We start from the raw sequence: 24,110 nt of genomic DNA on the forward strand, positions 1-24,110 counted from the left end.
CCACGGCACTTCAGCCACGCAATCACGGTCAATTAAGCCATGGAACTCCGAGCAATCCCCTCGATCAGCGACGTCGATGCCGAGCGCTGGAATGCACTGGCGGGTGCGGACAATCCGTTCCTGCGTCATGAGTTTCTCGCGGCCCTTGAACACCACGGCGCCGTATCCGAAGACAATGGCTGGGTGCCCTACCACCTGCTGCTCTGGGATGACCAAACGCTGGCCGCCGCCGCACCGGCGTACCTGAAGGGGAATTCCTGGGGGGAATTCGTCTTTGATTTTGCCTGGGCACATGCCTATGAGCGCAACGGCCTCGATTACTACCCCAAGCTCGTCATCGCAGTCCCCTACAGCCCGGTGAACGGTCCCCGAATGCTGCTGAACCCTGATTATCCAGCGGATGGCCTGCGGCACACCCTCGCGGATGGTGCGCGGCAGATGATGGAAGCCATGGAGGTGAGCTCCGTGCACTGGTTGTTCGCCAACCCAGCGGACATCGACACCTTATCGGCCGCTGACCACGACGTGCGCCTTGGCTGTCAGTACCACTGGCAGAACGCCGGATACAGCGATTTCGAGGACTTCCTCAGCGGAATGAGTTCGAAGAAGCGCAAAAACATTCGGCGAGAGCGTCGTCGCGTTGCCGAACAAGGCCTGTCGATGCGCGTGGTTCACGGTGATGAGGCGACTGACGCCCTCTGGGACGCACTGCATGGCTTCTACACCAAAACCTTTCATGAGCACGGCAATCTGCCCGTCATCACCCGCGCCTGCTTTGCCGAGCTCGGGGAAAAACTGGGTCGCCAGGTCGTGCTCTTCGTTGCAGAGGAATACGGCGTGCCGGTTGCCGGTGCGATCTGCCTGCGCAGCGAAGACACGCTGTACGGCCGCTACTGGGGCTGTGCCCGAGAGTACGATGATCTGCACTTCGAGACCTGTTATTACCAGGGCATCGAATATTGCATCCAGACGGGGCTGGCGCGGTTTGAACCCGGCGCCCAGGGCGAGCACAAGGTTACCCGTGGGTTTCTGCCAACGCTGACCCGGTCGGCGCATTATCTGGCGGATGAGCGCTTTCGAGCGGCTGTGGGTGACTTTCTGGCGCGTGAACGCCCCGCGGTAGAAGCCTTCGCACGAGATCTGGAGCAGGACGCCCCGTATCGCGCCGAGGTGCTGGAGCGACTCCCCCGTGACTGAAGCGGCGCTGCCCATTCCCTGGCTGGCGGCTGATGACGAGACGACGCCACTGCCGGATCCAGAGACCGCGCTTGCCGAACCCAATGGGTTGCTGGCCATCGGCGCTTCGCTGTCTCCCCAGCGCCTGGAAGCCGCTTACCGGGCTGGCATCTTTCCTTGGTACTCCCCGGGTGAGCCGATCCTCTGGTGGAGTCCTGACCCCCGCGCCATCATTGCGATGGGGACCCTTCATATCAGCCGATCGCTCGATCGTGCCTTACGACGCCTGGACTATACCGTGACCCTTGATCATGCCTTCGATGCCGTGGTGCAGGCCTGCGCCGCGCCGCGCGCCGACCAGCCCGGCACCTGGATCACGCCCGACATGCAGGCGGCCTACAGCCGCTTACATACCGTCGGACTGGCTCATTCCATTGAGGTCTGGCGCGATGGCGCGCTCATCGGGGGGCTGTATGGCGTCTCTCTGGGTCGAGCATTTTTCGGGGAATCCATGTTTAGCCGGGCCACAAACGGCAGCAAAATCGCCATGGCCTGGCTCTGTGCCCAACTCAGGGCCTGGGAGTTCCACTTCCTCGACTGCCAGATGCCGACCGAACATCTGTCCAGCCTGGGGGCGCAATCGCTGCCGAGACGGCGCTTCCTGCTCGCCCTTGCCGCCAGCCAGCGCCATGCCACGCACCTTGGGCCGTGGACGCTGGATGTGAAAGACTATCGGCATGACTAGGCCCGATTCCCAGGCGCATTTGCGATTATTCGGTACTGGCCTGAGACCTTGTCCCTACCTGCATGACCGGCCCTCGCAGTTCGACTTTGTCGATCCCCGACTGACACCCACCCCGGCCCTCTACGACGAGCTGCTCACCCAGGGGTTTCGGCGCGGGGGCGAGCATCTCTACCGGACGGCCTGCCCCGGGTGTCAGGCCTGTCAGAGTCTGCGGATACCCGTTGGTGAGTTCACACCCCGCCGACGCCATCGCCGCTGCCTGCGCGACAATGCCGATGTGGACCTGGTGAATGTGGGTTTTCGGTTCGACCCAGCGCATTTCGCCCTCTACGACCGCTACGTGCGCGCACGGCATCCAGGGGGCGGCATGGATGAGGCCGATCCCGACCTGTACTGGCAATACCTGACCGCCAGTTGGTGTCCCACCGAGTTCCTGGAGATGCGCCTTGCAGGCCAACTGCTTGGCGTCGCCGTGACGGATGACACCGGCGGCGCCTTATCCGCGGTTTACACGTTTTTTGACCCGGACCTGCCGCGGCGGAGTCTCGGTACGCTGGCCATTCTGCTGCAGATTGAGGAGGCTCGCCGGCGGCAGCGCGAGTGGCTCTATCTCGGCTACTGGATTGCGGGGCTGGCGGGGATGACCTACAAGGCGGGGTTCCGTCCCCACGAACGGCTGACCTCCATGGGCTGGGAACCGGTTCCCGCCAGCTGAACAGCTTGGTGATCCCCTGGTGCTCCGGTAGAATGGCAGGTTTGGATTCCTAAGAGAGAGGCTTGATGTCGAAGGAAGAAAACATCCGGATGCAGGGCACGATTACCGAAGTCATGCCCAACACCATGTTTCGTGTTGAACTGGAGAACGGCCACACCGTGACCGCACATATCTCCGGGAAGATGCGAAAGCACTACATCCGCATCCTGCGCGGCGACAATGTCACCGTCGAGCTCACGCCCTATGACTTGAACAAGGGCCGAATCGTTTACCGGGCGAGGTAACCCCCACCCGGCCAACGTTGCCCCGGGCGGGGCGTTCCCCTACTCCACCGGTTCTGGTGTATCCATGTTGAATGCGAGCGCCTCGCCGGTGTCGTCCAGATCAACCTGCACATGACCGCCGTTCGACAACCTGCCGAATAACAGCTCGTCGGCCAATGGCCGTTTCACTCGATCCTGAATCAGTCGAGCCATGGGCCGGGCGCCCATTTTCGGGTCGAATCCCTGCTCGGCGAGCCAGGCCCGGGCTGCATCACTGACCTCAATGGTGACGTGCTTCTCCGCAAGCTGATGACGCAGCTCTCGGATGAACTTCTCCGCCACCCGCTGGATCACCTCAGGCGCCAGGCCGTTGAACTGAATGATCGCATCCAGCCGATTACGGAACTCAGGCGTGAACTGCTTGCGAATGACCTCAAGGGCATCACTGCTCTGATCCTGTGGCGTAAACCCGATCGTGCGCCGGTTCTGCTCTTCAGCACCCGCGTTGGTCGTCATCACCAGGATCACGTTGCGGAAATCCGCATGGCGGCCGTTGTTATCGGTAAGCGAGCCGTGGTCCATCACCTGCAGCAGCAGGTTGAACACATCCGGATGCGCCTTTTCGATCTCATCGAGCAAGACCACCGAATGTGGGTGCTTGAGCACTTCCTCGGTGAGCAATCCGCCCTGATCAAAGCCCACATAGCCGGGCGGCGCCCCGATCAGGCGTGACACCGTGTGCCGCTCCATGTACTCGGACATGTCGAAGCGGATCATGTTGATCCCCATCACCTCGGCCAGCTGTCGCGTGACCTCGGTTTTACCCACACCGGTTGGGCCTGCGAAAAGGAAGCTGCCCACAGGCTTTTCGGTGTCCCGTAACCCGGCTCGCGACATTTTAATGGTCGCTGCCAGCGTATCGATGGCCTCGTCCTGCCCATAAATGCCGCGCTTGAGATCTTTTTCCATGGTCTCAAGCAAACGCATATCCGAGGTGGACACCCGCTTCGGTGGGATGCGCGCCATCTTGGCAACAATCGTTTCCACATCGCCGACACCCACCGTCTTTTTCTTTTTGGACGGCGGCAGCAGCCGCAGATTGGCACCTGCTTCATCGATCACATCGATGGCCTTATCCGGCAAATGGCGATCGGTGATGTACTTCGCCGCCAACTCCGCGGCCGACTCCAGCGCCGGATTCGTGTAGCGCACGCCATGATGCGACTCGAACCGGGTCTTGAGGCCACGCAGAATCTGCACGGTTTCATCAACCGTGGGCTCGGAGACATCGATCTTCTGAAAGCGCCGAGCCAATGCCCGATCTTTCTCGAAAATGCTGCGATATTCTTGGTAGGTGGTCGAGCCGATGCATTTCAGCTCGCCGCTCGCCAGCATGGGCTTGAGCAGGTTGGAGGCGTCCATCACGCCACCGGATGCCGAGCCCGCACCGATAATGGTGTGGATTTCGTCGATGAACAGCACGGCGTGCTCTTCTTTCTTCAGCTGAGCCAGCAAGCCTTTCAGGCGCTTTTCAAAGTCGCCCCGATACTTGGTGCCGGCCACCAGCGCGCCCATGTCCAGCGAGTAAATCGTGGCGTCCGAGAGCACCTCAGGCACATCGCCGTCTTCAATGAGCTTGGCCAGGCCCTCGGCAATTGCGGTCTTGCCGACACCCGCTTCGCCAACATACAACGGGTTGTTCTTGCGCCGCCGGCAAAGGACCTGAATGGTGCGCTCGACCTCGTGCTTGCGGCCGATCAGCGGATCGGTCTTGCCCTGACGAGCCCGCGCGTTGAGATCGGTGGCGTAGCTCTCGAGGGGTTTGGCACTGCCGCCTTCCTCATCAGCCTCGCCCTGTTCACTGGACGAATCCGGCTCGCCACTCGCCTCCTCGCCCGCCACTTTCGAAATGCCGTGAGAGAGGAAATTCACCGCATCGAGGCGGGAGATATTCTGCTTGTGCAGGAAGTACACCGCCTGTGACTCCTGCTCGCTGAAGATCGCCACCACCACGTTGGCGCCGCTGACCTCTTTTTTGCCAGAGGACTGCACGTGCAGGATCGCCCGCTGCAAAACGCGCTGGAATCCCAGCGTTGGCTGGGTCTCGCGGTTGTCATTCGGCGGCAGCAGCGGCGTCGTCTCGTCAAGGAAGTCTTCCAGCTCCTTGCGCAGAGCATCAAGATCCGCGCCACAAGCACGCAAGACCTCAAGGGCTGCCGGGTTGTCCGTCAACGCCAGCAGCAGGTGCTCCACGGTCAGGAACTCATGTCGCTTCTCGCGGGCTTCCTTGAAAGCGAGGTTCAACGTGAACTCGAGTTCTTTACTTAGCATTCGCTTCTCACCTAAATCCTGCGTATTGGACCCGCCAATGGCAGGCCGGTTCCGGTCTAGGCCGGTTCCATCGTGCACATCAACGGATGGTCATGCTCACGGGCGTAGTCATTGACCTGATCGACTTTAGTCTCGGCTATGTCTCGACTGAACACACCGCAGACGCCTTTGCCCCGGGTGTGAACATGCAGCATGACCTGGGTGGCCTGCTCTCGATCCATTCGAAAAAACGATTGCAGCACCTCTACCACAAATTCCATCGGCGTGTAGTCGTCGTTAAGCAATACGACCCGATAGAGCGGCGGCTGCTTGACCTGCGGCTTCGCTTCTTCGACCGACAGGTCGTCGTCGCGTTTCGGATCGTTCTCTTCACTCATGCCGATATGCCCTGGCCGCGGTCAGTAAAAGATATGGGGATGAACACCCGATTCTAAAAGGTCCGACCCGCTGCGCCAATGTTATCCTCTCGCTTATGAACAGTGCGTTTCGCGTCATTGTAGGGCTGTCAGGCGGTGTCGATTCGGCCGTGAGCGCGTGGTTGCTCCGTGAGCAGGGCTACCGCGTCGAGGGTCTGTTCATGAAAAACTGGGAAGACGATGATTCGACGAGTCATTGCAACGCCGAAGCAGACTTCGCGGATGCCCGCCAGGTTGCCGATACCCTCGATATCCCGTTGCACCGCGCCAATTTTGCATCCGCCTACCGGGAAGAGGTCTTCGAGCACTGCCTCGGCGAGTTCCGGGCGGGCCGAACACCGAACCCCGATATCCTGTGCAACCAGCGTATCAAGTTTCGGGCCTTCCTTGAGTATGCCGAGCGGCTCGGCGCGGATTATGTGGCGACTGGCCATTATGCGGGCATCGGCGGCCCAGCCGGTGCGCACCAGCTCCTGCGGGCCAGCGATCGTAACAAGGACCAGACCTACTTCCTGTACACCCTCGGACAGGAACCACTGTCGCGTGCGATCTTCCCGCTGGCCAATCTTGCCAAGCCCGAGGTTCGCAGACTGGCGGATTCCGCTGGCTTCGGCAACTACGACAAGCCCGATAGCACGGGCATCTGCTTTATTGGTGAGCGTGATTTCCGCGCCTTCCTCGCTCGATACATCAGCACCTCCCCCGGGCCCATTGTGAGTGTCGATGGCGGGGTACTGGGTGAGCACGTCGGACTGGCCTTCTACACGCTTGGGCAGCGTCGCGGGCTTCACCTCGGGGGGCATGCCGACCGACCAGGACTGCCATGGTATGTGGCGGAAAAAGATCTGGAAAACAATCGCCTGCTGGTTGCCCAGGGCCACGACCATCCCGCACTCATGAACATCGGATTGTTTGCCAGCGACTGGCACTGGGTGGATGGACAGGGTCCCATGGGCGAAAAACGCTGCACGGCCCGCCTGCGTCACCGCCAGCCCGATCAGCCGGCAACGCTGCGCCCAGTCAATGCGGGCCGCTGGCGTGTCGATTTCGATACGCCCCAGCGTGCCGTCGCTCCGGGGCAGTCCGTGGTTCTGTATGACGGTGAAGTCTGCCTTGGCGGTGGGATCATCGACACGCGTATCCCGGTCCCGGAGGCGAGCGCTGTTGGCGCGGCCTGATGCACAGGAGACGATGGCTCTCGCTGCGCTCTTTCAGGCGCTCAGCGAGGTGCGCGGCATTGCCGAGCACGGCCGCCGAGATAGCCGCCGAATCCGACCGTGCCTGCAGGGGTTACTGGGGGCCTATCAGGGCTCCGTCTCCGAGCTGTATGCCGGCGCTGACGGATTGAGCACGGGGCTGCAAACCCTCGTCGAACATCTATCGCAGCCGCAAAATTTGCAGCTGACGCGCTATCTGGTCGCCATCATGCAGCTCGAGCGGCGTCTGGCCCGAGATAAGCAGCGGCTCCAGGCGCTGATTAGCGACCTCGATCGTGCCCGGAGCCAGGCGCAGTACTTCGACGCGGTTGACCACAGCAACGTGATCGACAATCTCGCCGACATTTACGCTCGGCAGATCAGCCCTCACCGGCCACGCATTGTGGTTCAGGGCCACGCCCAACACCTACAGGATGCGGGCAACGCCGCCATGATCCGTAGCCTGCTGCTGTCGGCCATCCGCGCGGCGGGACTCTGGCGGGCCAATGGCGGGGGCCGGATACGGCTCGTCCTGCAACGGCGCGCGGTTGTGGAGTCTGCCCGAGCGCAGCTGGGTGAGACCTGATCAGCCAACCTGCCATTGCGGCATCGCGTCATGTAAAATATCGATAAGCTGAACGCCCGGAGGAAGCATGAGTAACAGTTACAACGCCCAGAAAACGCTCGATGTGAACGGTAAGCGCTATGAGATTTACGCGCTGGACGCGCTGCGCGACCGCTACGACGTCGATCGGCTCCCCTATTCACTGAAAATCCTGCTGGAGAATTTGCTCCGCAAGGAAGACGGCAAGAACGTCACGACCGAGCAGATCGAGGCGCTCTGCAACTGGGATCCAAAATCAGGTCCAACCGATCAGATTTCGTTCATGCCGGCCCGTGTGGTGCTCCAGGACTTCACCGGCGTACCCGCGGTTGTTGACCTGGCCGCCATGCGCGATGCCATGAAAAATCTGGGTGGCGACCCTGAGCTCATTAACCCGTTGGAGCCAGCGGATTTGGTCATCGACCATTCCGTGATGGTTGACCACTACGGAACGGCCAACGCACTCGACCTAAACTCCAAAATCGAGTTCAAGCGCAATGAGGAGCGTTACAAGTTCCTGCGCTGGGGCCAGAAGGCGTTTTCAAACTTCCGCGTGGTCCCGCCCGGCACCGGCATCGTCCATCAGGTCAACCTCGAATACCTCTCGAAAGCGGTATTCACCAAGGAGACCAGTGAGGGAACGTTTGCCTACCCGGACACGCTCGTCGGGACGGACTCGCACACCACGATGGTAAACGGCCTGGGCGTGCTTGGCTGGGGCGTCGGTGGCATCGAGGCCGAGGCCGCGATGCTCGGTCAGCCCATCACCATGCTGATCCCTGAGGTCATTGGCTTCGAAATCCGCGGTTCTCTGCGCGAGGGCGCAACGGCCACCGACCTGGTACTGACGGTTACGGAAATGCTCCGTAAAAAAGGTGTTGTCGGTAAGTTCGTCGAGTTCTTCGGCGATGGTCTGGATAATCTGCCCCTGGCTGATCGCGCCACCATCGGCAATATGGCGCCGGAATACGGCGCGACCTGCGGCATCTTCCCGATCGACGCTGAGACTGTTGAATACCTCCGCAGCTCTGGCCGCGAGGAAGAGACCATCGAACTGGTGGAAGCCTACGCCCGCGAGCAGGGCATGTGGCGCGAGACCGGCGCTCGCCATGCCGACTACAGCGATGTCGTCACCCTCGATCTGAGTGAGGTGGTGCCCAGCATCGCAGGGCCCAAGCGCCCTCAGGATCGCATTGCGCTCACGGATGCGAAGCGCTCGTTCCTGAACTACCTCGAAGAGGAGCTCACGGCGCGGGGCACGATGCCCAATGCCGATGAAGCACGGTTCGAGGGCGAAGGCGGTGACACCGCACCCGGTAATCAGTTCTGGCACGAAGCCGGTGCCGTCAACGTCGAGCTGGACGGTGAGCAGCAGATGCTCAAGCACGGCGATGTTGTGATCGCGGCCATCACCTCGTGTACCAACACGTCTAACCCAGCTGTGCTGGTGGCGGCGGGGCTCGTGGCCCAGAAGGCCCACGAGCGGGGGCTGACCACGAAACCGTGGGTCAAGACCTCCTTTGCTCCAGGCTCGCAGGTCGTCCCGGCCTATCTGGGCAAAGCCGGGCTCATGAAGCCGCTGGAAGATCTCGGATTTGATGTGGTCGGCTTTGGCTGCACCACCTGTATCGGTAACTCCGGCCCCTTGCCGGAGACGATCAGTGAGGCGATCCGTGAGGGCGACCTGATGGTCTCGGGTGTGCTCTCCGGCAACCGCAACTTTGAAGGCCGCATTCACCCGGATGTCCAAGCCAATTACCTGGCCTCTCCGCCCCTGGTTGTGGCCTATGCCCTGGCTGGCACCGTCACGCGTGACCTGTCCACCGAGCCGCTGGGCACTGACCCGAATGGTGAGCCGGTCTATCTGAAAGACGTGTGGCCAAGCCAGAAGGAAATTGCGGACATTATCGAGAAGCACATCAACTCGGACATGTACCGCGAGCAGTATGCCAATGTGTTCGAAGGCTCTGAGGCCTGGCGCAAACTGCCGGCGCCCGAGGGTGAGATCTATGAGTGGCCCGACTCCACTTATGTACGCAACCCCCCTTACTTCGAAGGCATGGGGCTGGAGCCGAGTGAGATCTCGGAGATTCGCCAGGCGCGCTGCCTTGTGAAAGTAGGTGATTCCATCACCACCGATCACATCTCACCGGCCGGTGCGATTAAAGCCGACAGTCCAGCCGGGCAGTACCTGCAGGATCTTGGCGTTATGCCGCAGGACTTCAACAGCTACGGCTCCCGGCGCGGCAACCATGAGGTCATGATGCGTGGCACGTTCGCGAACGTGCGCCTCAAAAACGAGCTTGCGCCTGGCACACAGGGCAGCTGGACGACCTACTTCCCGAATGGCGAGCAGACGTCGATCTACGATGCGGCGATGCGCTACAAGCAGGAAGGCACACCGCTCGTTGTCCTCGCGGGTAAGGAGTACGGAACCGGCTCCAGCCGTGACTGGGCTGCGAAGGGCACCGCCTTGCTGGGGGTCCGCATGGTGATCGCTGAGAGTTATGAGCGGATTCACCGCTCTAACCTTGTCGGTTTTGGCGTCGTCCCCCTGCAGTTCAATGAGGGCGACAGTGCCGAATCCCTGAGCCTGACCGGTGAGGAGACCTTCAGCATCGGCAGCCTGGAAGCAGAGCCCACCATGGTTACCGTTCGGGCTGTCACACCCGATGGCGAGGTGAAAAGCTTCGAGGCGAAGGTCCGGGTGGACACCCCGACCGAGTGGGACTACTTCCGCAACGGCGGCATCCTGCACTATGTATTGCGGGAGCTTGCGAATCGGTCTCAGGCGGCAGCCTGAAAGGACGCAAACGCCACCGTGGGCAGAAATGCCCATCAAAAAACCCGGCACTGAGCCGGGTTTTTTGTTTCTGAATTTCTTACGACGTGCCGCGTTGGTACTAGTTCCGCTTCAGCGCAATATGGCGCCACGTGTCATAGGTGGCCAACGCTGCACAACCACCAATGACGATTATTAGGTCGATGTGAGGCACAAACAAGGGCACCACAATTAGGAACGCGCCCAACATCAACAGGCCAATCACGGCCATGATTCGATCAGTCATGTCTCGTTCTCCTCATCCGAGGTGCACTGTGTCATCAGCCACCGTGCTGTCCTGAGTAATCTTGCGTCTTGTCCGTGGGCGCCAACAAGCTGAACGCCGACAGGCAACCCGTTAACACCCGTTAGAAGCGGTAATGTGATCGTTGGCAGCCCACACAAAGTCCACAGCGTGCAAAAAATCGGGTCACCTGTGGTGCTCAAGTCAGCAGGCGCTTCACCTGGCGCGGCCGGCGTAATGATCGCGTCGAAGCGCTCGAACAAGGGCTCCAATGCCTCGAGCAATACAAGCTGCATGTCCCGGGCGGCAAGATAATCAACGGCCGGAATGGCCTGACCTTGGGCCATGAGTGATTTGAAAACATCACTCACCTGCTCAGGATCCCGCTCAGCATAGTGACCCAGGTTCCGAGTCATTTCACTGGCCATGATGGTGGCGAGCCATCCAGCGCCCCGACCAAACACCTCAGGCAAGGCCGTCTCGACCCCGTGGGAACCCAGCATCTCGATAAGTTCGGAAAACCCCTCAACAGTTGCCGGCTCAAGTCGCTCACTAAACGGGGTATGAACCATCGCAATGTCGGGCGTGACCGGCGGCGCGGATAGCGCGGTATCGAGAAGCGGGCCGGGATTGAGGTTACAACCCTCATCTCGACCATCCGGTCCCATCACGGCTGCCGCCAATGCGACATCGTCGATACTCCGGGCAAAAAAACCAACTTGATCGAGCGATTGAGCGGCGCTGAGAACACCTGTCCTCGGGACTGCACCAAAACTCGGCTTGTATCCCACCACACCGCAGAATGCCGCCGGGCGTATGACCGAACCATTGGTCTGCGTACCCACCGTGAACGGCACCATGCCCGAGGCAACCGCAGCGGCTGAGCCGCTTGAAGAGCCACCTGGCGTGCGAGCCGTATCGTGGGGGTTGGTCGTGGGTCCCGGATGAAAATACGCCAGCTCACTCGTAACGGTTTTACCCAGTATCACCGCACCTGCATTGCGCAGGCGCTGAACGAGTGTCGCGTCCTCCAGCGGTCTTTTCCCGGCATCGAGGGCCGTACCATTCTCGGTGGGCATGCCTCGCGCATCGATAATGTCTTTAAGACCGATCGGGACCCCGTGGAGTGGTCCCAAAGGTAATCCTCGTGCCCGTCGGCGATCAGCTTCTTTGGCCTGCATAAGGGCCTGCTGGCCGTCATAGTGGGCCCAGGCATGGATCGCCGGCTCCATCGACTCAATGCGCGCAAGACAGGCATTGGTTGCCTGCTCCGCTGACAGAACCCCGTCGCCTAGCTGTTGCACCAGCTGTCTGGCGGTCAGGGTGGCTGGATCAGCCGTTGGAATACGCTTAACCATAAATCGTATCTGGCAACCAGAAGACAATCTGTGGGAACACGTAGAGCACAACCATCGCCACCACGACGAACAGCAAGAACGGCATACAGCCCTTGAATATCTCAATCAACTGCACCGAGGGCGGCGCTATCCCTTTGAGGTAGTACGCTGACATGGCCATCGGCGGTGTCAGGAAGGAGGTCTGGAGATTCAGCGCTACGAGAATGCCGAAAAACAATGGATCCACGCCGAAGATATCCAGCAATGGCAGGAAAATCGGCACAAAAATGATAATGATCTCGGACCACTCAAGCGGCCATCCCAGCAGGAAAATAATGAGCTGAGCAAGGATCAGGAACGTGATGGTATTCAGGTCCAGACCGACCACGAACTCGGTGATCAAGTGCTCGCCACCCAGGTACGAGAACACAGACGAGAACGTCCAGGACCCAACGAACAGCCAACACACCATCGCAGTGGTCTTGAGTGTGAGGTAAACCGACTCTCGCAGCTTGTCCCAAGTGAGCGCTCGGTAGAGAGCCGACAACGCCAAACCACCCAAAGCCCCAGCCGATGCAGCCTCAGTTGGCGTCGCCAGACCAAACAGGATCGACCCGAGCACTGCCATAATCAGCACGGCAAGCGGCACGAATGACGTAATCATCATCCACATCAGCCTCCCGAACGATAAATCGCCAACTTCTTCATTCGTTGGCTTCGGCGCTGCAGACGGCTGGAGGATGCTTCGTACCACAATGTAAGTGACATAAAGCCCAGCGAGCAGAAGGCCCGGGAAAAGCGCACCGGCATAAAGCCGCACAATCGATGTGCCCGACGCCGCTGCATACACGATCAACATGATCGAAGGTGGTATCAGGATGCCCAATGTCCCACCGGCACAGATAACGCCTGATGCGAAGGACTGGTTATACCGGGCGTTAAGCATCGCGGGCAGCGCCAGCAAACCCATCAACGTCACGACCGCGCCCACAATGCCGGTCGCTGTCGCAAATAACGTACAGGTGATGAGCGCGGCGACGGCCATGGCCCCAGGCACCCGTCGCGCAGCAATATACAAGGTCGAAAAAAGACGCTCGACAATGTTGGACCGCTCAACGATATAGCCCATGAAAAGAAACAGCGGGACCGCCGTGAGCACTTCGTTTGCCATCACCGAATAGGTTTGGTTAACAAACAAGTCAAAAATCCGGCTGTTTAAAAAGCCATTCAAATAGGCCAGCCAAACCTCAAACCCTTCGGCACCCTGCTCAACCAGCCTTTCATAACCGATCCACATCCGATCAGCATTAAAATAGGCGTAGTAGCCGAACCCGATCCCCAGGGCCATCAGCGTAAACGCGATAGGAAACCCGAGGAATATAAAGAGGATGAAGATCCCTAGCATCAGGATCCCGATTTGAGGATCGCTCATCGGTTACTCACTCCGGTATTCGGTGTATTCAGATCTTCTTGATAGCCCTGCTCAAGGAGCTGGTCCTCCAGCTCCGTAACATCGTTCACATCAGGCGGCCATTCGCCTGATCGAATGCAGACGATACAACGGAGGACCTGGGCTACCCCTTGGATGAGCAGTAGCGCTCCTCCAACCACTAGCATCGTTTTGAAGTGAAAGATCGGGATGCCTGCTGGAGAAAAAGAGCTCACTTCCATGTACCGCCAGGAACGCGCTGCGTAACTGGCACCTGCGAAGACGAGCGCGAGAACGCCCGGGAAGAAAAAAAGGAAATAAAGGATTAACTCAACAATGGCTTGGGTTCTTGGCTTCCAAAGCCGATAAAGGAAATCGCCACGAACGTGCGCATTCCGCGAAAGCGTGTAAGCGCCACCAACCATAAACAAAGTGCCGTACAGGATATAGGACATGTCATATGCCCAGGCCGTTGGCGCAGTAAAGAGGTAACGCGATAGCACCTCGTAGCCCATACCAAAGGCCATCAGAAGAATCAGCCAGGCAAAGCTCCGCCCAACCCAGGTCGTGAATCGGTCGATAAAGTGAATGGTTTGAAGCATAGGGCGCTCTTGATAGCCGACATAAAAAAACTGCCCCGGCCAAAAGGCCGAGGCAGGTCATTGGGCTCGAACACGCTTTACATGTTCAGCCGGCCTGGGAAGAAGTGCTCGTAGGCGAGCTGCAGGTCCGGCTGGTTCATGAGCTCGTAGAATACCGTGCGCTCGACCCACTCCTTCTGGCTCTCCATGCACCGACGGGAGAACTCATCCTCTTCAAGCGTTGGAATGAGCGTGCTCCAAGCCTCCAGCTGTGCTGCGAGGATCTCGTCGGACGTCCGATGAACGGTAACACCCGACTCCGTCTGAAGTGCCTGCAGGTCCGCCGAATAGCGGTCGAGTGCAGAGGCTGTATTCGATGTCGACGCGGCCTCAACGGCATGGATGAGGATGGCCCGCAGGTCATCATCAAGACTGTCGAGCATATCCCGGTTAAACAACCACTCAAACGACTCACTGGCCTGGTGATAAGACCCCAGGTAGTAGTTCTTGGCCACGTCCTGAGCACCGAAATCGCTATCGGACGACGGGTTGTTGAACTCGAATGCGTCGATGACGCCACGCTCCATGGCCGGAACGATCTCGCCACCCGGCAACTGCGCGACGGCCATGCCCATCTCCTGCAGGAGGTCCGCAGCAAGGCCCACGGTTCGATACTTGAGGCCCTCGATATCGGACACCGATGTGACATCGTCATTTTTAAACCAGCCGAATGGCTGAGAAGGCATCGGGAAGCCGAAATAACCCTCAACGTTGAAGCCCATGATGTCTTGAACGAGTTCGCGGTAGAGCTCTTTACCACCGCCTGCGTACCACCACGACATCATGTTGTTGGCATCGCCACCCCAGACCGGGCCAGTACCGAACAAGGATGCCGCTTTGTTCTTGCCATACCAGTAAACCGGCACATCATGGCCGATATCCAGAAGGCCATCGCTCACCGCATCCATGAGCTGGAAGGTTCCGACCACGGCGCCTGATGGCAGAAGGTCGATCTGAATGCGGCCGCCGGACATGCTGTGGACGCGATCAACATACTCCTGGGCGAAGTCCTGCCAGATATTGCTGGCGCCCCAGGCGGTCTGCATTTTCAGCACAATTGGCGACTGCGCATGCACGTAAGGTGCACCGACGATCGTCGTTCCGGCAGCAGCGACACCACCAGCTGCGGCGAGACTGCCCTTTAGAAATTTGCGACGTGAACCGTCTGGCTCCGTCGACTTCGCACTGACGTTGTCCACTTTGGAATCGGTCATGCTGCGCTCTCCTCCTCAATGTTGGTACGCACCCCATTGTCGCGGGGCATCGGCAGCACCAATTATTGATCCCCGCAGGGCTCGATAATTGGTCTGTCCACGAAATAGATCATATCTGTGCCCTTCGAGCAAATCACATTTGCACCTGGGGCCTAATGCTCAGCCTTCAGTGCCAGGCGGTGGGCGTGCAACAGGGGCTCCGTGTAGCCGCTGGGCTGCTCTCGGCCTTTCAGGACGAGGTCGCAAGCCGCCTGGAACGGGATGCCCGAGAAATCGGGGCCCATGGGCGTATAGGTCGGGTCGTTGGCATTCTGACGATCCACGACGCTGGCCATGCGCTTCATCGTCTCCATGACCTCTGCTTCACTGACGATCCCGTGGTGCAGCCAGTTCGCGATGTGCTGACTGGAGATACGCAGCGTCGCCCGGTCCTCCATCAAGCCGATGTCATTCACATCAGGCACTTTTGAGCAGCCGATGCCCTGGGCAACCCAACGAACGACATACCCGAGAATGCCCTGGCAATTGTTCTCGAGCTCCTCACGAATCTCCTCGGCGCTCCAGGTGGGGTTGGCCTCCACCGGTACCGTCAGCAAGTCATCCAGACTCGCCCGGCGCTGGCCTGCAAGCTTTTGCTGCTCGGCACGCACATCGACTTGGTGATAATGGGTTGCATGCAGCGTTGCCGCTGTCGGAGAGGGCACCCAGGCGCAGTTGGCGCCCGAGCGCGGATGACCGATCTTGGCGTTGAGCATATCGGCCATGCGATCGGGCATGGCCCACATGCCTTTACCGATCTGGGCGTGATCAGGCAGCCCACAGGCCAGGCCAATGTCGACGTTCCAGTCTTCGTAGGCGGTCAGCCAGCGAGACTGCTTCATCGCGCCCTTTCGGATCATCGGGCCGGCTTCCATGCTCGTGTGAATCTCATCACCGGTGCGATCGAGGAAACCCGTGTTGATAAAGATCAGCCGCTCACGGGCGGCATGGATGCAGGCCTTCAGATTCAGTGTCGTCCGGCGCTCCTCGTCCATGACGCCCACCTTGAGTGTATTCGCTGTGAGGCCAAGCACGCCCTCAACCCGGGAGAAAAGCTCAACGGTCAGTGCGACTTCCTCTGGCCCGTGCATCTTCGGCTTGACGATATAGACACTGCCGGCCCGGCTGTTACCAGATGGCCGCTGGAGATCGTGCGTGGCAATCATTGCGGTGCACAGACCATCCAGAAAGCCCTCGGGGATCGGCTCACCCTGCTCGTCGAGAACGGCCGGCGTGGTCATCAGATGGCCTACATTGCGCACGAGCAGCAGGCTGCGGCCCGGGCGACTGGTTGTCTCGCCATCAACGCCGGTGTAGAGCCGGTCAGGGTTCAGCGTGCGAGCGACCTGACGGCCCTGCTTTGTGAAGGTCTCCTCGAGGTCCCCGCGCATCAGCCCCAGCCAGTTACGGTAAACCCCAGCCTTGTCTTCACCGTCCACGGCGGCAACGGAGTCTTCGCAATCCTGAATCGCTGTCACCGCGGACTCGAGAATGAGGTCTTTCACACCCGCTGGGTGATTCTGTCCAATGGGATCCGTCGGATCGATGCTGATCTCCGCATGCAATCCGTGATTGCATAGCAGCACCGCACTCAGGTGGTCATCCGCCGCATAGCCAACAAACTGAGACGGATCCGCCAGGCCAGTCTCACCCCCGTCACCCAGTTGCACCCGCAGGTCATGGCGTGAACCGGACTGATCAACGCGATAAGCCGTGACCTCACTGTGACTGCCCGCTGCCAGCGGGAACGTTGCATCGAGGAAGGCGGCGGCCCAGGCGACCACCCGCTTCGCACGCTCAGGATTGAAGGCGCTGCCCCGCTCGGCGCCGTCCGCATCCGGAATCACGTCAGTGCCATAGAGCGCGTCATACAGGCTCCCCCAGCGAGCATTCGCGGCGTTCAATGCATAGCGGGCGTTGTTGACCGGTACCACAAGCTGGGGGCCAGCCACCTCGGCAATCTCCCGGTCTACGTTGGTGGTCGAAACCGTAAAGTCCTCGGGCTCGGGCTGAAGATAGCCAATCTCTGTGAGGAACGCCTTGTATGCCGGGTCGCTGTGCCGTCCCGGGTTGTCGCGGTGCCACTCATCAATCTGGCGTTGGAACCGGTCACGCTGCTCCAGCAGAGCCCGATTCCGCGGACCCAAATCGCGGACAATCGCAGCCAGCCCGGTCCAGAAGACCTCTGGCGTTATGCCGGTTCCTGGAAGGGCCTCTTCCACGATCAGTTCATGAAGGGGGGCAGCAACCTGCAGTCCCGCGACCTGTACACGCTCAGTCATTGATTCACTCTCTCCCGGAAATAATTAGACGGGTAACATAAACCAGACACCCCGCCCCATAAAGACGCAGCACGCCTGAGCCTCCTCCTGATCGCGGCTGACTGGTATGATTTTCGCCTGCAGTAGGCAGCTTTCAGGACGCGCAGGACATGAACAATAGCCACTACGACGCCATCGTTCTCGGCAGTGGGCCGGGCGGTGAAGGCGCCGCCATGAAGCTGGCGAAGAGCGGGCGCTCTGTGGTGATGATTGAACGGCACCATGAAGTGGGCGGCGGTTGTACGCATTGGGGGACCATTCCCTCGAAGGCGCTCCGCCACAACATTCGTCGACTGATGGAGTACAACAGCTCGGCGCTGTTTCGGGAGGCGGGCGAGCCACGGCACCTGTCATACCAAACGATGATGGCCCACGCGCGTCAGGTTATTGCGCAGCAAGTCTCGCTACGCAGTCGCTTTTACCTGCGCAACGATGTGCCTGTGCTGCGGGGACATGCCCGGTTCGTGGATGCCCACACCATCGAACTTGCAACCCCCGAAGACCGAACGATGCGCCTCACGGCAGACCACTTCGTCCTGGCAACAGGGTCGCGGCCCTACCGGCCCGCCGACGTCGACTTCAGCCATGACCGCATACTGGACAGTGATCAGATCCTGGAGATGGATCACACCCCGCGGAACATGATCATTTACGGCGCTGGCGTGATCGGCAGTGAGTATGCGTCGATCTTTCGTGGGCTTGGCGTTAAGGTCGATTTGATCAATACCCGCGAGCGCATGCTGGCGTTTCTCGATGATGAAATCTCCGATGCGCTTTCCTACCATCTTCGTGAACACGGGGTGTTGATTCGCCACCGGGAGGAGACCGCGGGCATTGCCGCGGACGATGACGGGGTGACGCTGTCACTGCAGTCCGGCAAATCCATCCGCGGCGACGTCCTGCTCTGGGCCAATGGGCGCACGGGCAACACCGATCACATGGGGCTGGAAGCCCTGGACGTACCGCCAAATGGTCGCGGACAGATCGAGGTCAACGAGGACTTTCAGACGGCACAGCCGCATATTTATGCCATCGGCGATGTCATCGGCTACCCCTCACTGGCGAGTGCCGCCTACGACCAGGGCCGATACGCCGCGACCCATATCCTCGAAGGACAATGTGATTACCGCCTCGCGCATGACGTGCCGACCGGGATCTACACCATCCCGGAAATCAGCTCGGTGGGCCGAACCGAGGAGGAGCTCACGGATGCGAAGGTGCCCTATGAAGTGGGCCATGCCTTTTTCAAGGACCTCGCCCGAGCGCAGATTTCCGGGCAGACCACCGGCATGCTCAAGCTGCTGTTCCATGTCGACACGCTTGAGCTGCTCGGCATTCACTGCTTCGGTGATCAGGCGGCTGAAATCGTGCATATCGGCCAGGCGATCATGGCGCAGCCGGCTCCGAATAACACCCTGCGCTATTTCATGAACACAACATTCAACTACCCGACGATGGCCGAGGGCTATCGGGTGGCGGCGCTCAACGGGTACAACCGGGTTCAGTAGCGCCACCACGCCGTCCGCCGCTGTCATCGCATGGTCATCATGATCATGCAGAGTCCCGGCGAGTAAAAAGGCATGCGCTCATGGATACACCCGATCTCAACAACCCCGAGCTCTACACCAACCGCCAGCTCAGCCTGCTCGAGTTCAACCGACGCGTCGTGGCGCAAGCGGCCGACCCGGACACACCGCTGCTGGAGCGATTGAAATTTCTCTGCATCGCCAGCTCCAACCTGGATGAGTTCTTCGAAATCCGGGTGTCCGGGCTACGCCAGGCCCAGGAGATGGGCGTCGGCCAAAGTGGGCCGGATAACCGCACACCCCAGCAGGTCCTTCGCGAGATCAGCGACCGGACCCACGCCCTGGTCGATGAGCAATATCGGCTGCTGAATGACGAAGTCACGCCGGCGCTTGCGGAGTCCGGCATCCGCTTCCTACGCCGTACCGAATGGACGCCGGCACAGCAGGCGTGGATTCAGAATTACTTCCAGACCGAGCTGCTGCCGATCCTGAGCCCATTGGGACTGGATCCTGCCCATCCATTCCCACAGGTTCTGAACAAGAGCCTGAACTTCATCGTGGCGCTAGAGGGTCGGGATGCGTTTGGCCGCAATAGTGGAATGGCGGTTGTCCAAGCGCCCCGGGCGCTGCCTCGAGTCATTCAGCTACCGGCAACACTTGAGGGCAATGGCCCCTACGACTTTGCTTTCCTCTCCTCGATCATTCATGCCCACGTCAACGATCTGTTCCCGGGCATGAATGCCACCGGCTGCTACCAGTTCCGGGTCACGCGCAACAGCGATCTGTACGTCGACGAGGAAGAGATCGATGACCTCCTACGCGCCATGGAAGGCGAGCTCCCGTCGCGGCGATACGGCGATGCCGTGCGCCTGGAGGTCGCCGCCAACTGCCCGGAGCACATGTCGCAGTTCCTGTTAGAAGAGTTCGAACTCGATGCGGATGCCCTCTATCAGGTCAATGGCCCCGTCAACCTCAACCGACTGCTGGCAGTCTGCGACCTGGTCGATCGCCCGGATCTCAAATACCCGGGGTTTACACCCGGGTTACCCACCGAGCTCCCTCATGGCACCGACCTGATGAAGGTTATGCGGCGGCGGGACATCCTGCTGCATCACCCCTTCGAGTCATTCGCGCCCGTAGCGGAACTGCTGCGTCAGGCCTCGCAGGACCCAGAGGTCCTGGCGATCAAGCAGACGCTGTACCGCACCGGTGCGGATTCAGCGATCGTTGACCACCTCGTCACCGCAGCCCAGGCCGGCAAGGAAGTGACGGTTGTCGTGGAACTGCGTGCGCGGTTTGATGAGGCCGAGAACATTGGCCTGGCCAACCGGCTCCAGGAAGCCGGCGCGCACGTGGTCTATGGCGTGGTCGGGCACAAGACGCATGCCAAAATGATGATGATCGTTCGCCGTGAGAGCGGGAAACTGCGGCATTATGTCCACCTCGGCACCGGCAATTATCACTCTCGCACGGCCCGGCTCTACACCGATTACGGCCTGTTAACGGCCAACCCGGCAATTGGTGAAGACGTCCACCGCGTCTTTCTGCAGCTAACGAGCCTCGGCAAGGTCTCCCGGCTCACGCATTTGCTCGAGTCACCATTCACCCTGCACCAGGGCATGCTCGACAAGATTGCCCGCGAGCAGGCCCATGCCGAGGCCGGCCATCCGGCGCGAATCATCATCAAGGTGAATTCCCTGGTTGAGCCGCGGGTCATCCGAGCGCTGTATAGCGCCTCCATGGCTGGCGTACAGATTCACTTGATTGTCCGCGGCATGTGCAGCCTTCGCCCCGGTATCGAGGGCATCAGCGACAACATCGAAGTCCGCTCGATTATCGGCCGCTTCCTCGAGCATACCCGCGTGTTCTATTTTGCCAATCATGGCGAACCAGAGCTCTTCTGTAGCTCGGCAGACTGGATGGAGCGCAACTTTTTCCGGCGCGTGGAGACCGGATTCCCATTGCTCAACCCCGAATTCCGCCAGCGCGTTATCGACGATCTGGAAGCCTACTTACAGGATAATACCCAGGCGTGGTTGCTCGGCTCAGACGGCCACTACACACGCGATGCCCCAGGCCCTGACGAGGCGGCCTACTCGGCGCAGACTACGCTGCTGGAGACTTACGCCGAGCGCAACTGAAAGCCGGCGCTGGCGAGTAACTCGGCCTCTTCCTGAAGGTCGGTTGCGAGCAAGGGCCGCGCATCAAGCCAATCGTTGGGGAAACGCAGCTCAAGCGTGGGGCCGTCCGCTTGGCAGTCCACAACGGGCAGAGGCTCATCGCTGCGCGCGCGATGCAGAATGACGGCTAGCCTGAGCAACACGGCCAGCCGCGCCGCGGCATCCTGCCAGTCAGCCGGCAGATCCTTGAACACGCCCTTGGGGAATTTTCGCCGATGCGCACGAACCAGCGTTGCCAAGACCTGCTGCTCTTCGCGCGAAAATCCGGCGAGATCGCCATGTCGCAGAATGTAATCGCCGTGCTTGTGATATTGGCTGTGAGAGACATCAAGGCCAATTTCGTGGGTTCTCGCCGCCCAGACCAGCATGTCGCCAAAAAACTCCGCGTCCAGTGACCAGGCCTGGGCCACCTCCCCACGAAGAAACTCGGCCGTTGTAGCCACGCGCTGTGCCTGGTCTGAATCGGCATGATACCGGGCCGCGGTGGCCATAACCGTTGCCGTGCGAACGTCCTGATGACGAATACGCCCGAGCAAATCGAAGAGCAGCCCCTCTCGCAAGGCACCATCGGCGGCTTCAAGGCGCTCGAGGCCGAGCTGATCAAAGGCACCCAGCAAGACGGCCAGCCCACCCGGCAGCACCTGCGCCCGCGCGTCGCTTACCCCGGATAGCGCCAGCTTGTCGACATGCCCCGCATCAATAAGCGCCGTTTTCAGTCGCGCCAGCCCAGCGGCATCAATGCCGGTGTCACTCCAGCCATTGGCGTGCAAGCAGCGCTCGATGGCCTTGATGGTGCCGGAGGCCCCAATCGCGCGCTCCCAGCCCAACCGACGATAACGCGCCGCAATCGGCTCAAGCTCACGCCGGGCTGCAACCTCTGCCCGCCGCAACCGCTTTTCGGTAATACGCCCATCAGCAAAGTGCTGCCGGGTCGCACTCACGCACCCCATATGAAGGCTCTCCATCTCCTTGGGGATAAAGTGCTCGCCGATGATGAATTCGGTACTGCCACCGCCAATGTCCATCACCAGACGCCGGTCATCGTCATCCGCAATGCTGTGGGCGACGCCCAGATAGATCAGGCGCGCTTCTTCGTAGCCAGAGACAACCTGAATGGGATGACCCAAAGCCGCTTCCGCCTCGGCAACGAAGGCGCGCGCATCTCGCGACTGCCTGAGCGTATTGGTCCCAACCGCTCGCACCGCCCCTCGAGGTAATTCGCGGACGCGCTGGCCAAAGCGCTCCAGACAGGCCAGGGCGCGCTCGCGCGCGGCCTCATCCAAGTTTTTGTCCGCATCCAGTCCGGCGGCCAGCCGAACCGACTCACGCAGACGATCGACCACCCGCAAGCCATCAGGCTCAGGCCGGGCAACGATCATGTGAAAACTGTTCGAACCAAGATCAACCGCGGCGACCTCACTCTCCTCGTGGTCAGCCACTGCCCACCTCGCTCTCGCCGCGTGCGCGCTCGATAAGCTGCCAGACATCGTCACCCGCGACCCGCTCACCGACGCCGATCGCGCACTGCACGCTGAACTGCACCGGCAGCCCCGGAAACCGGCCATTCTGAATGGCGTCCTGAAGCTGGCTGGCCACTCGATTGGCCTCGTCTTCCGGGGTATCGGGGAGGACCACCAGGAATTCTTCCCCTCCGTAGCGCCCTAACCCGTCAATATCCCGTACGCCTCGACGGAGACGCTCGGCGACGCCCTGCAACACCTCGTCGCCCGCCGGATGACCGTATTCGCGATTGACCCGCTTGAAGCGCACGAGGTCGATCATGATCACCGATAGGGGCTGGTCCAGCCGCTCAGCACGCTGCATCTCCTGGGTGAGAAACGCGATGGTGGCACTGCGATTGCTGATCCCGGTCAGTGGATCGAGGGAGCGCAGGTCATGGACTTCCTCGAGCGCGCGCTGCAAATCAATCTGGCGCTCTCGTAGCGCTCGTCGCAGGCTGCTGACATGACTCGCAAAAAAGCCGCCACAGGGCACCAGTGTGCTGAGGGCCGCCAGATGCAGAAACTCCACCTGGGGATTAAAGGCCTCCGGGCGCTGCTGCCAGACCGCCGCAATCGCCGTGGCATAACAGAACAGGGCAAAACCGCCCAGGGCGGTGAACTGCCGGGCGTTCAGGCGCAGCACGCCAAACATCAACAACACCAGAAACAGCAGCAGCATGCCGCCCCGTCCGCCATCCAGCAGATACATCGTCATGCCCATCACCAGGCAGACAACGATCATCTGGATGCCCGTGAGGCTTGGGTCGGCAAACCGCTCGTTCCGGCCACTGCGCAACAGCGCAAAAAGCGCACCATTGACCAGCAGAATAACCAGCGCGGCGAACCGCCATTCATGCAGTGCGAGCAGCCCCTGACGGACATACAGTGCCAGCAGCAAGATAGCGAGCAGATAGACCAGAGCGGCCATGAGAAAACGGCGCACCCGCAGCGACTGCCGCGGGTCTTCCTGGGGCAGAACAGGACCGAGGGGGAGGTTCACTGGTCAGACTCCATTTCAGCAAGCTGAATATTGAGCGCTGTCACGGAGATCCAGATCTCCCGAACGGAGAGCGCAAGCGAGAGCATCATGAACACGAGACTCGCCCCGAATAGCCAGCGAGCGGCTTCAGGCAGGCCACCAAACAGTAAAAACATGCTGCCCACACATAGCAGGAGACTGCCGGCGCCGGTGGCCTGCATGGTCTGAATCAGTCGCACCCGGCGCTTGAGATTGTCAATCTGCGCGAGCAGGTTGCGGCGGTGGGTGCTGGCATACTGCGCCTGTAGATCGCGGATCAACGAGGCAAGTGCCAGAAACCGATTGGTGTAGGCCAGCAAAAGCAGGGAGACCGCCGGGAACAAAAGCGAGGGCGTGCCCAGCGTCAGTTCCATGAGGGCCTCCCGCTCATC

Annotated in this window: 20 protein-coding genes; 9 read left to right on the plus strand and 11 right to left on the minus strand. The window is 60.3% G+C overall.

Annotation, left to right across the window (positions count from 1 at the left end):
* Nucleotides 1-39: 39 nt before the first annotated feature.
* The 4 genes from SPISAL_RS05910 to infA all read left to right on the plus strand — a co-directional run bounded on the left by SPISAL_RS05910 (nucleotide 40) and on the right by infA (nucleotide 2,920).
* Nucleotides 40-1,197: a GNAT family N-acetyltransferase gene (locus SPISAL_RS05910; protein WP_016353563.1), complete on the plus strand. Its 1,158-nt coding sequence runs from the start codon at nucleotides 40-42 to the stop codon at nucleotides 1,195-1,197.
* Nucleotides 1,190-1,921 (plus strand): leucyl/phenylalanyl-tRNA--protein transferase, encoded by a 732-nt coding sequence (gene aat, locus SPISAL_RS05915; protein WP_016353564.1) that lies wholly within the window; start codon nucleotides 1,190-1,192, stop codon nucleotides 1,919-1,921. The genes SPISAL_RS05910 and aat overlap by 8 nt, the downstream gene beginning before the upstream one ends.
* Nucleotides 1,914-2,636: an arginyltransferase gene (locus SPISAL_RS05920; protein WP_041389257.1), complete on the plus strand. Its 723-nt coding sequence runs from the start codon at nucleotides 1,914-1,916 to the stop codon at nucleotides 2,634-2,636. The genes aat and SPISAL_RS05920 overlap by 8 nt, the downstream gene beginning before the upstream one ends.
* A gap of 65 nt (nucleotides 2,637-2,701) precedes the next feature.
* A complete protein-coding gene (gene infA / locus SPISAL_RS05925) occupies nucleotides 2,702-2,920 on the plus strand; it encodes a translation initiation factor IF-1 (RefSeq protein ID WP_016353566.1) in 219 nt (72 codons plus the stop codon).
* Nucleotides 2,921-2,959: 39 nt separating this feature from the next.
* On the opposite strand, the gene clpA is transcribed toward infA, so the two are convergent.
* Entirely contained in the window at nucleotides 2,960-5,230 is a 2,271-nt protein-coding gene (clpA, locus tag SPISAL_RS05930) for an ATP-dependent Clp protease ATP-binding subunit ClpA (protein ID WP_016353567.1), read from the minus strand.
* Between the two features lie 56 nt (nucleotides 5,231-5,286).
* Nucleotides 5,287-5,607, minus strand: coding sequence for an ATP-dependent Clp protease adapter ClpS (gene clpS / locus SPISAL_RS05935; protein ID WP_016353568.1), 321 nt, complete (start codon nucleotides 5,605-5,607; stop codon nucleotides 5,287-5,289).
* A 95-nt stretch (nucleotides 5,608-5,702) separates the two neighbouring features.
* On the opposite strand from clpS, the gene mnmA reads away from it, so the two are divergent.
* From mnmA to acnA, 3 genes are all read left to right on the plus strand, one after another.
* Nucleotides 5,703-6,824: a tRNA 2-thiouridine(34) synthase MnmA gene (gene mnmA, locus SPISAL_RS05940; protein WP_016353569.1), complete on the plus strand. Its 1,122-nt coding sequence runs from the start codon at nucleotides 5,703-5,705 to the stop codon at nucleotides 6,822-6,824.
* Nucleotides 6,811-7,428, plus strand: coding sequence for a high frequency lysogenization protein HflD (gene hflD / locus SPISAL_RS05945; RefSeq protein WP_016353570.1), 618 nt, complete (start codon nucleotides 6,811-6,813; stop codon nucleotides 7,426-7,428). The genes mnmA and hflD overlap by 14 nt, the downstream gene beginning before the upstream one ends.
* A 67-nt stretch (nucleotides 7,429-7,495) precedes the next feature.
* Nucleotides 7,496-10,249, plus strand: a complete 2,754-nt coding sequence (acnA, locus tag SPISAL_RS05950) for an aconitate hydratase AcnA (protein ID WP_016353571.1) — start codon at nucleotides 7,496-7,498, stop codon at nucleotides 10,247-10,249.
* Nucleotides 10,250-10,349: 100 nt separating this feature from the next.
* Here acnA and SPISAL_RS08935 read toward each other — a convergent pair whose 3' ends face one another.
* The 6 genes from SPISAL_RS08935 to SPISAL_RS05975 form a co-directional block, all read right to left on the minus strand.
* Nucleotides 10,350-10,514 carry a hypothetical protein gene (locus tag SPISAL_RS08935; protein ID WP_187287961.1) on the minus strand — a complete coding sequence of 55 codons (165 nt, stop codon included), beginning with the start codon at nucleotides 10,512-10,514 and terminating at the stop codon, nucleotides 10,350-10,352.
* Complete coding sequence (locus tag SPISAL_RS05955; RefSeq protein WP_016353572.1) at nucleotides 10,511-11,869, minus strand: amidase; 1,359 nt, start codon at nucleotides 11,867-11,869, stop codon at nucleotides 10,511-10,513. The genes SPISAL_RS08935 and SPISAL_RS05955 overlap by 4 nt, the downstream gene beginning before the upstream one ends.
* Nucleotides 11,862-13,280: a TRAP transporter large permease gene (locus SPISAL_RS05960; protein WP_016353573.1), complete on the minus strand. Its 1,419-nt coding sequence runs from the start codon at nucleotides 13,278-13,280 to the stop codon at nucleotides 11,862-11,864. The genes SPISAL_RS05955 and SPISAL_RS05960 overlap by 8 nt, the downstream gene beginning before the upstream one ends.
* Nucleotides 13,277-13,879 (minus strand): TRAP transporter small permease subunit, encoded by a 603-nt coding sequence (locus tag SPISAL_RS05965; RefSeq protein WP_016353574.1) that lies wholly within the window; start codon nucleotides 13,877-13,879, stop codon nucleotides 13,277-13,279. Before SPISAL_RS05965 ends, SPISAL_RS05960 begins: the two co-directional genes overlap by 4 nt.
* Nucleotides 13,880-13,956: 77 nt before the next feature.
* On the minus strand, nucleotides 13,957-15,132 hold the full coding sequence (locus tag SPISAL_RS05970; RefSeq protein ID WP_016353575.1) for a TRAP transporter substrate-binding protein: 1,176 nt from the start codon (nucleotides 15,130-15,132) through the stop codon (nucleotides 13,957-13,959).
* Between the two features lie 152 nt (nucleotides 15,133-15,284).
* The gene (locus tag SPISAL_RS05975; RefSeq protein WP_016353576.1) at nucleotides 15,285-17,453 is read right to left on the minus strand and encodes a malate synthase G; all 2,169 of its coding nucleotides are present in this window, start codon (nucleotides 17,451-17,453) and stop codon (nucleotides 15,285-15,287) included.
* 149 nt (nucleotides 17,454-17,602) lie between these two features.
* Between SPISAL_RS05975 and sthA the strand changes: the two genes are divergently transcribed.
* Complete coding sequence (gene sthA, locus SPISAL_RS05980) at nucleotides 17,603-19,000, plus strand: Si-specific NAD(P)(+) transhydrogenase (RefSeq protein WP_016353577.1); 1,398 nt, start codon at nucleotides 17,603-17,605, stop codon at nucleotides 18,998-19,000.
* An 80-nt stretch (nucleotides 19,001-19,080) separates the two neighbouring features.
* Complete coding sequence (ppk1, locus tag SPISAL_RS05985; protein ID WP_016353578.1) at nucleotides 19,081-21,159, plus strand: polyphosphate kinase 1; 2,079 nt, start codon at nucleotides 19,081-19,083, stop codon at nucleotides 21,157-21,159.
* Here the strand turns inward: ppk1 and ppx are convergent.
* The 3 genes from ppx to SPISAL_RS06000 are packed head-to-tail and all read right to left on the minus strand — an operon-like array spanning nucleotide 21,141 to nucleotide 24,092.
* Nucleotides 21,141-22,637: an exopolyphosphatase gene (ppx, locus tag SPISAL_RS05990; RefSeq protein ID WP_016353579.1), complete on the minus strand. Its 1,497-nt coding sequence runs from the start codon at nucleotides 22,635-22,637 to the stop codon at nucleotides 21,141-21,143. The genes ppk1 and ppx overlap by 19 nt on opposite strands.
* Nucleotides 22,630-23,700, minus strand: a complete 1,071-nt coding sequence (locus SPISAL_RS05995) for a GGDEF domain-containing protein (RefSeq protein WP_016353580.1) — start codon at nucleotides 23,698-23,700, stop codon at nucleotides 22,630-22,632. The genes ppx and SPISAL_RS05995 overlap by 8 nt, the downstream gene beginning before the upstream one ends.
* On the minus strand, nucleotides 23,697-24,092 hold the full coding sequence (locus tag SPISAL_RS06000; protein WP_016353581.1) for a DUF2721 domain-containing protein: 396 nt from the start codon (nucleotides 24,090-24,092) through the stop codon (nucleotides 23,697-23,699). The genes SPISAL_RS05995 and SPISAL_RS06000 overlap by 4 nt, the downstream gene beginning before the upstream one ends.
* Between the last annotated feature and the right edge of the window lie 18 nt (nucleotides 24,093-24,110).

Origin of the sequence: Spiribacter salinus M19-40 (assembly GCF_000319575.2) — a bacterium.
Classification (GTDB): Bacteria; Pseudomonadota; Gammaproteobacteria; order Nitrococcales; family Nitrococcaceae; genus Spiribacter; species Spiribacter salinus.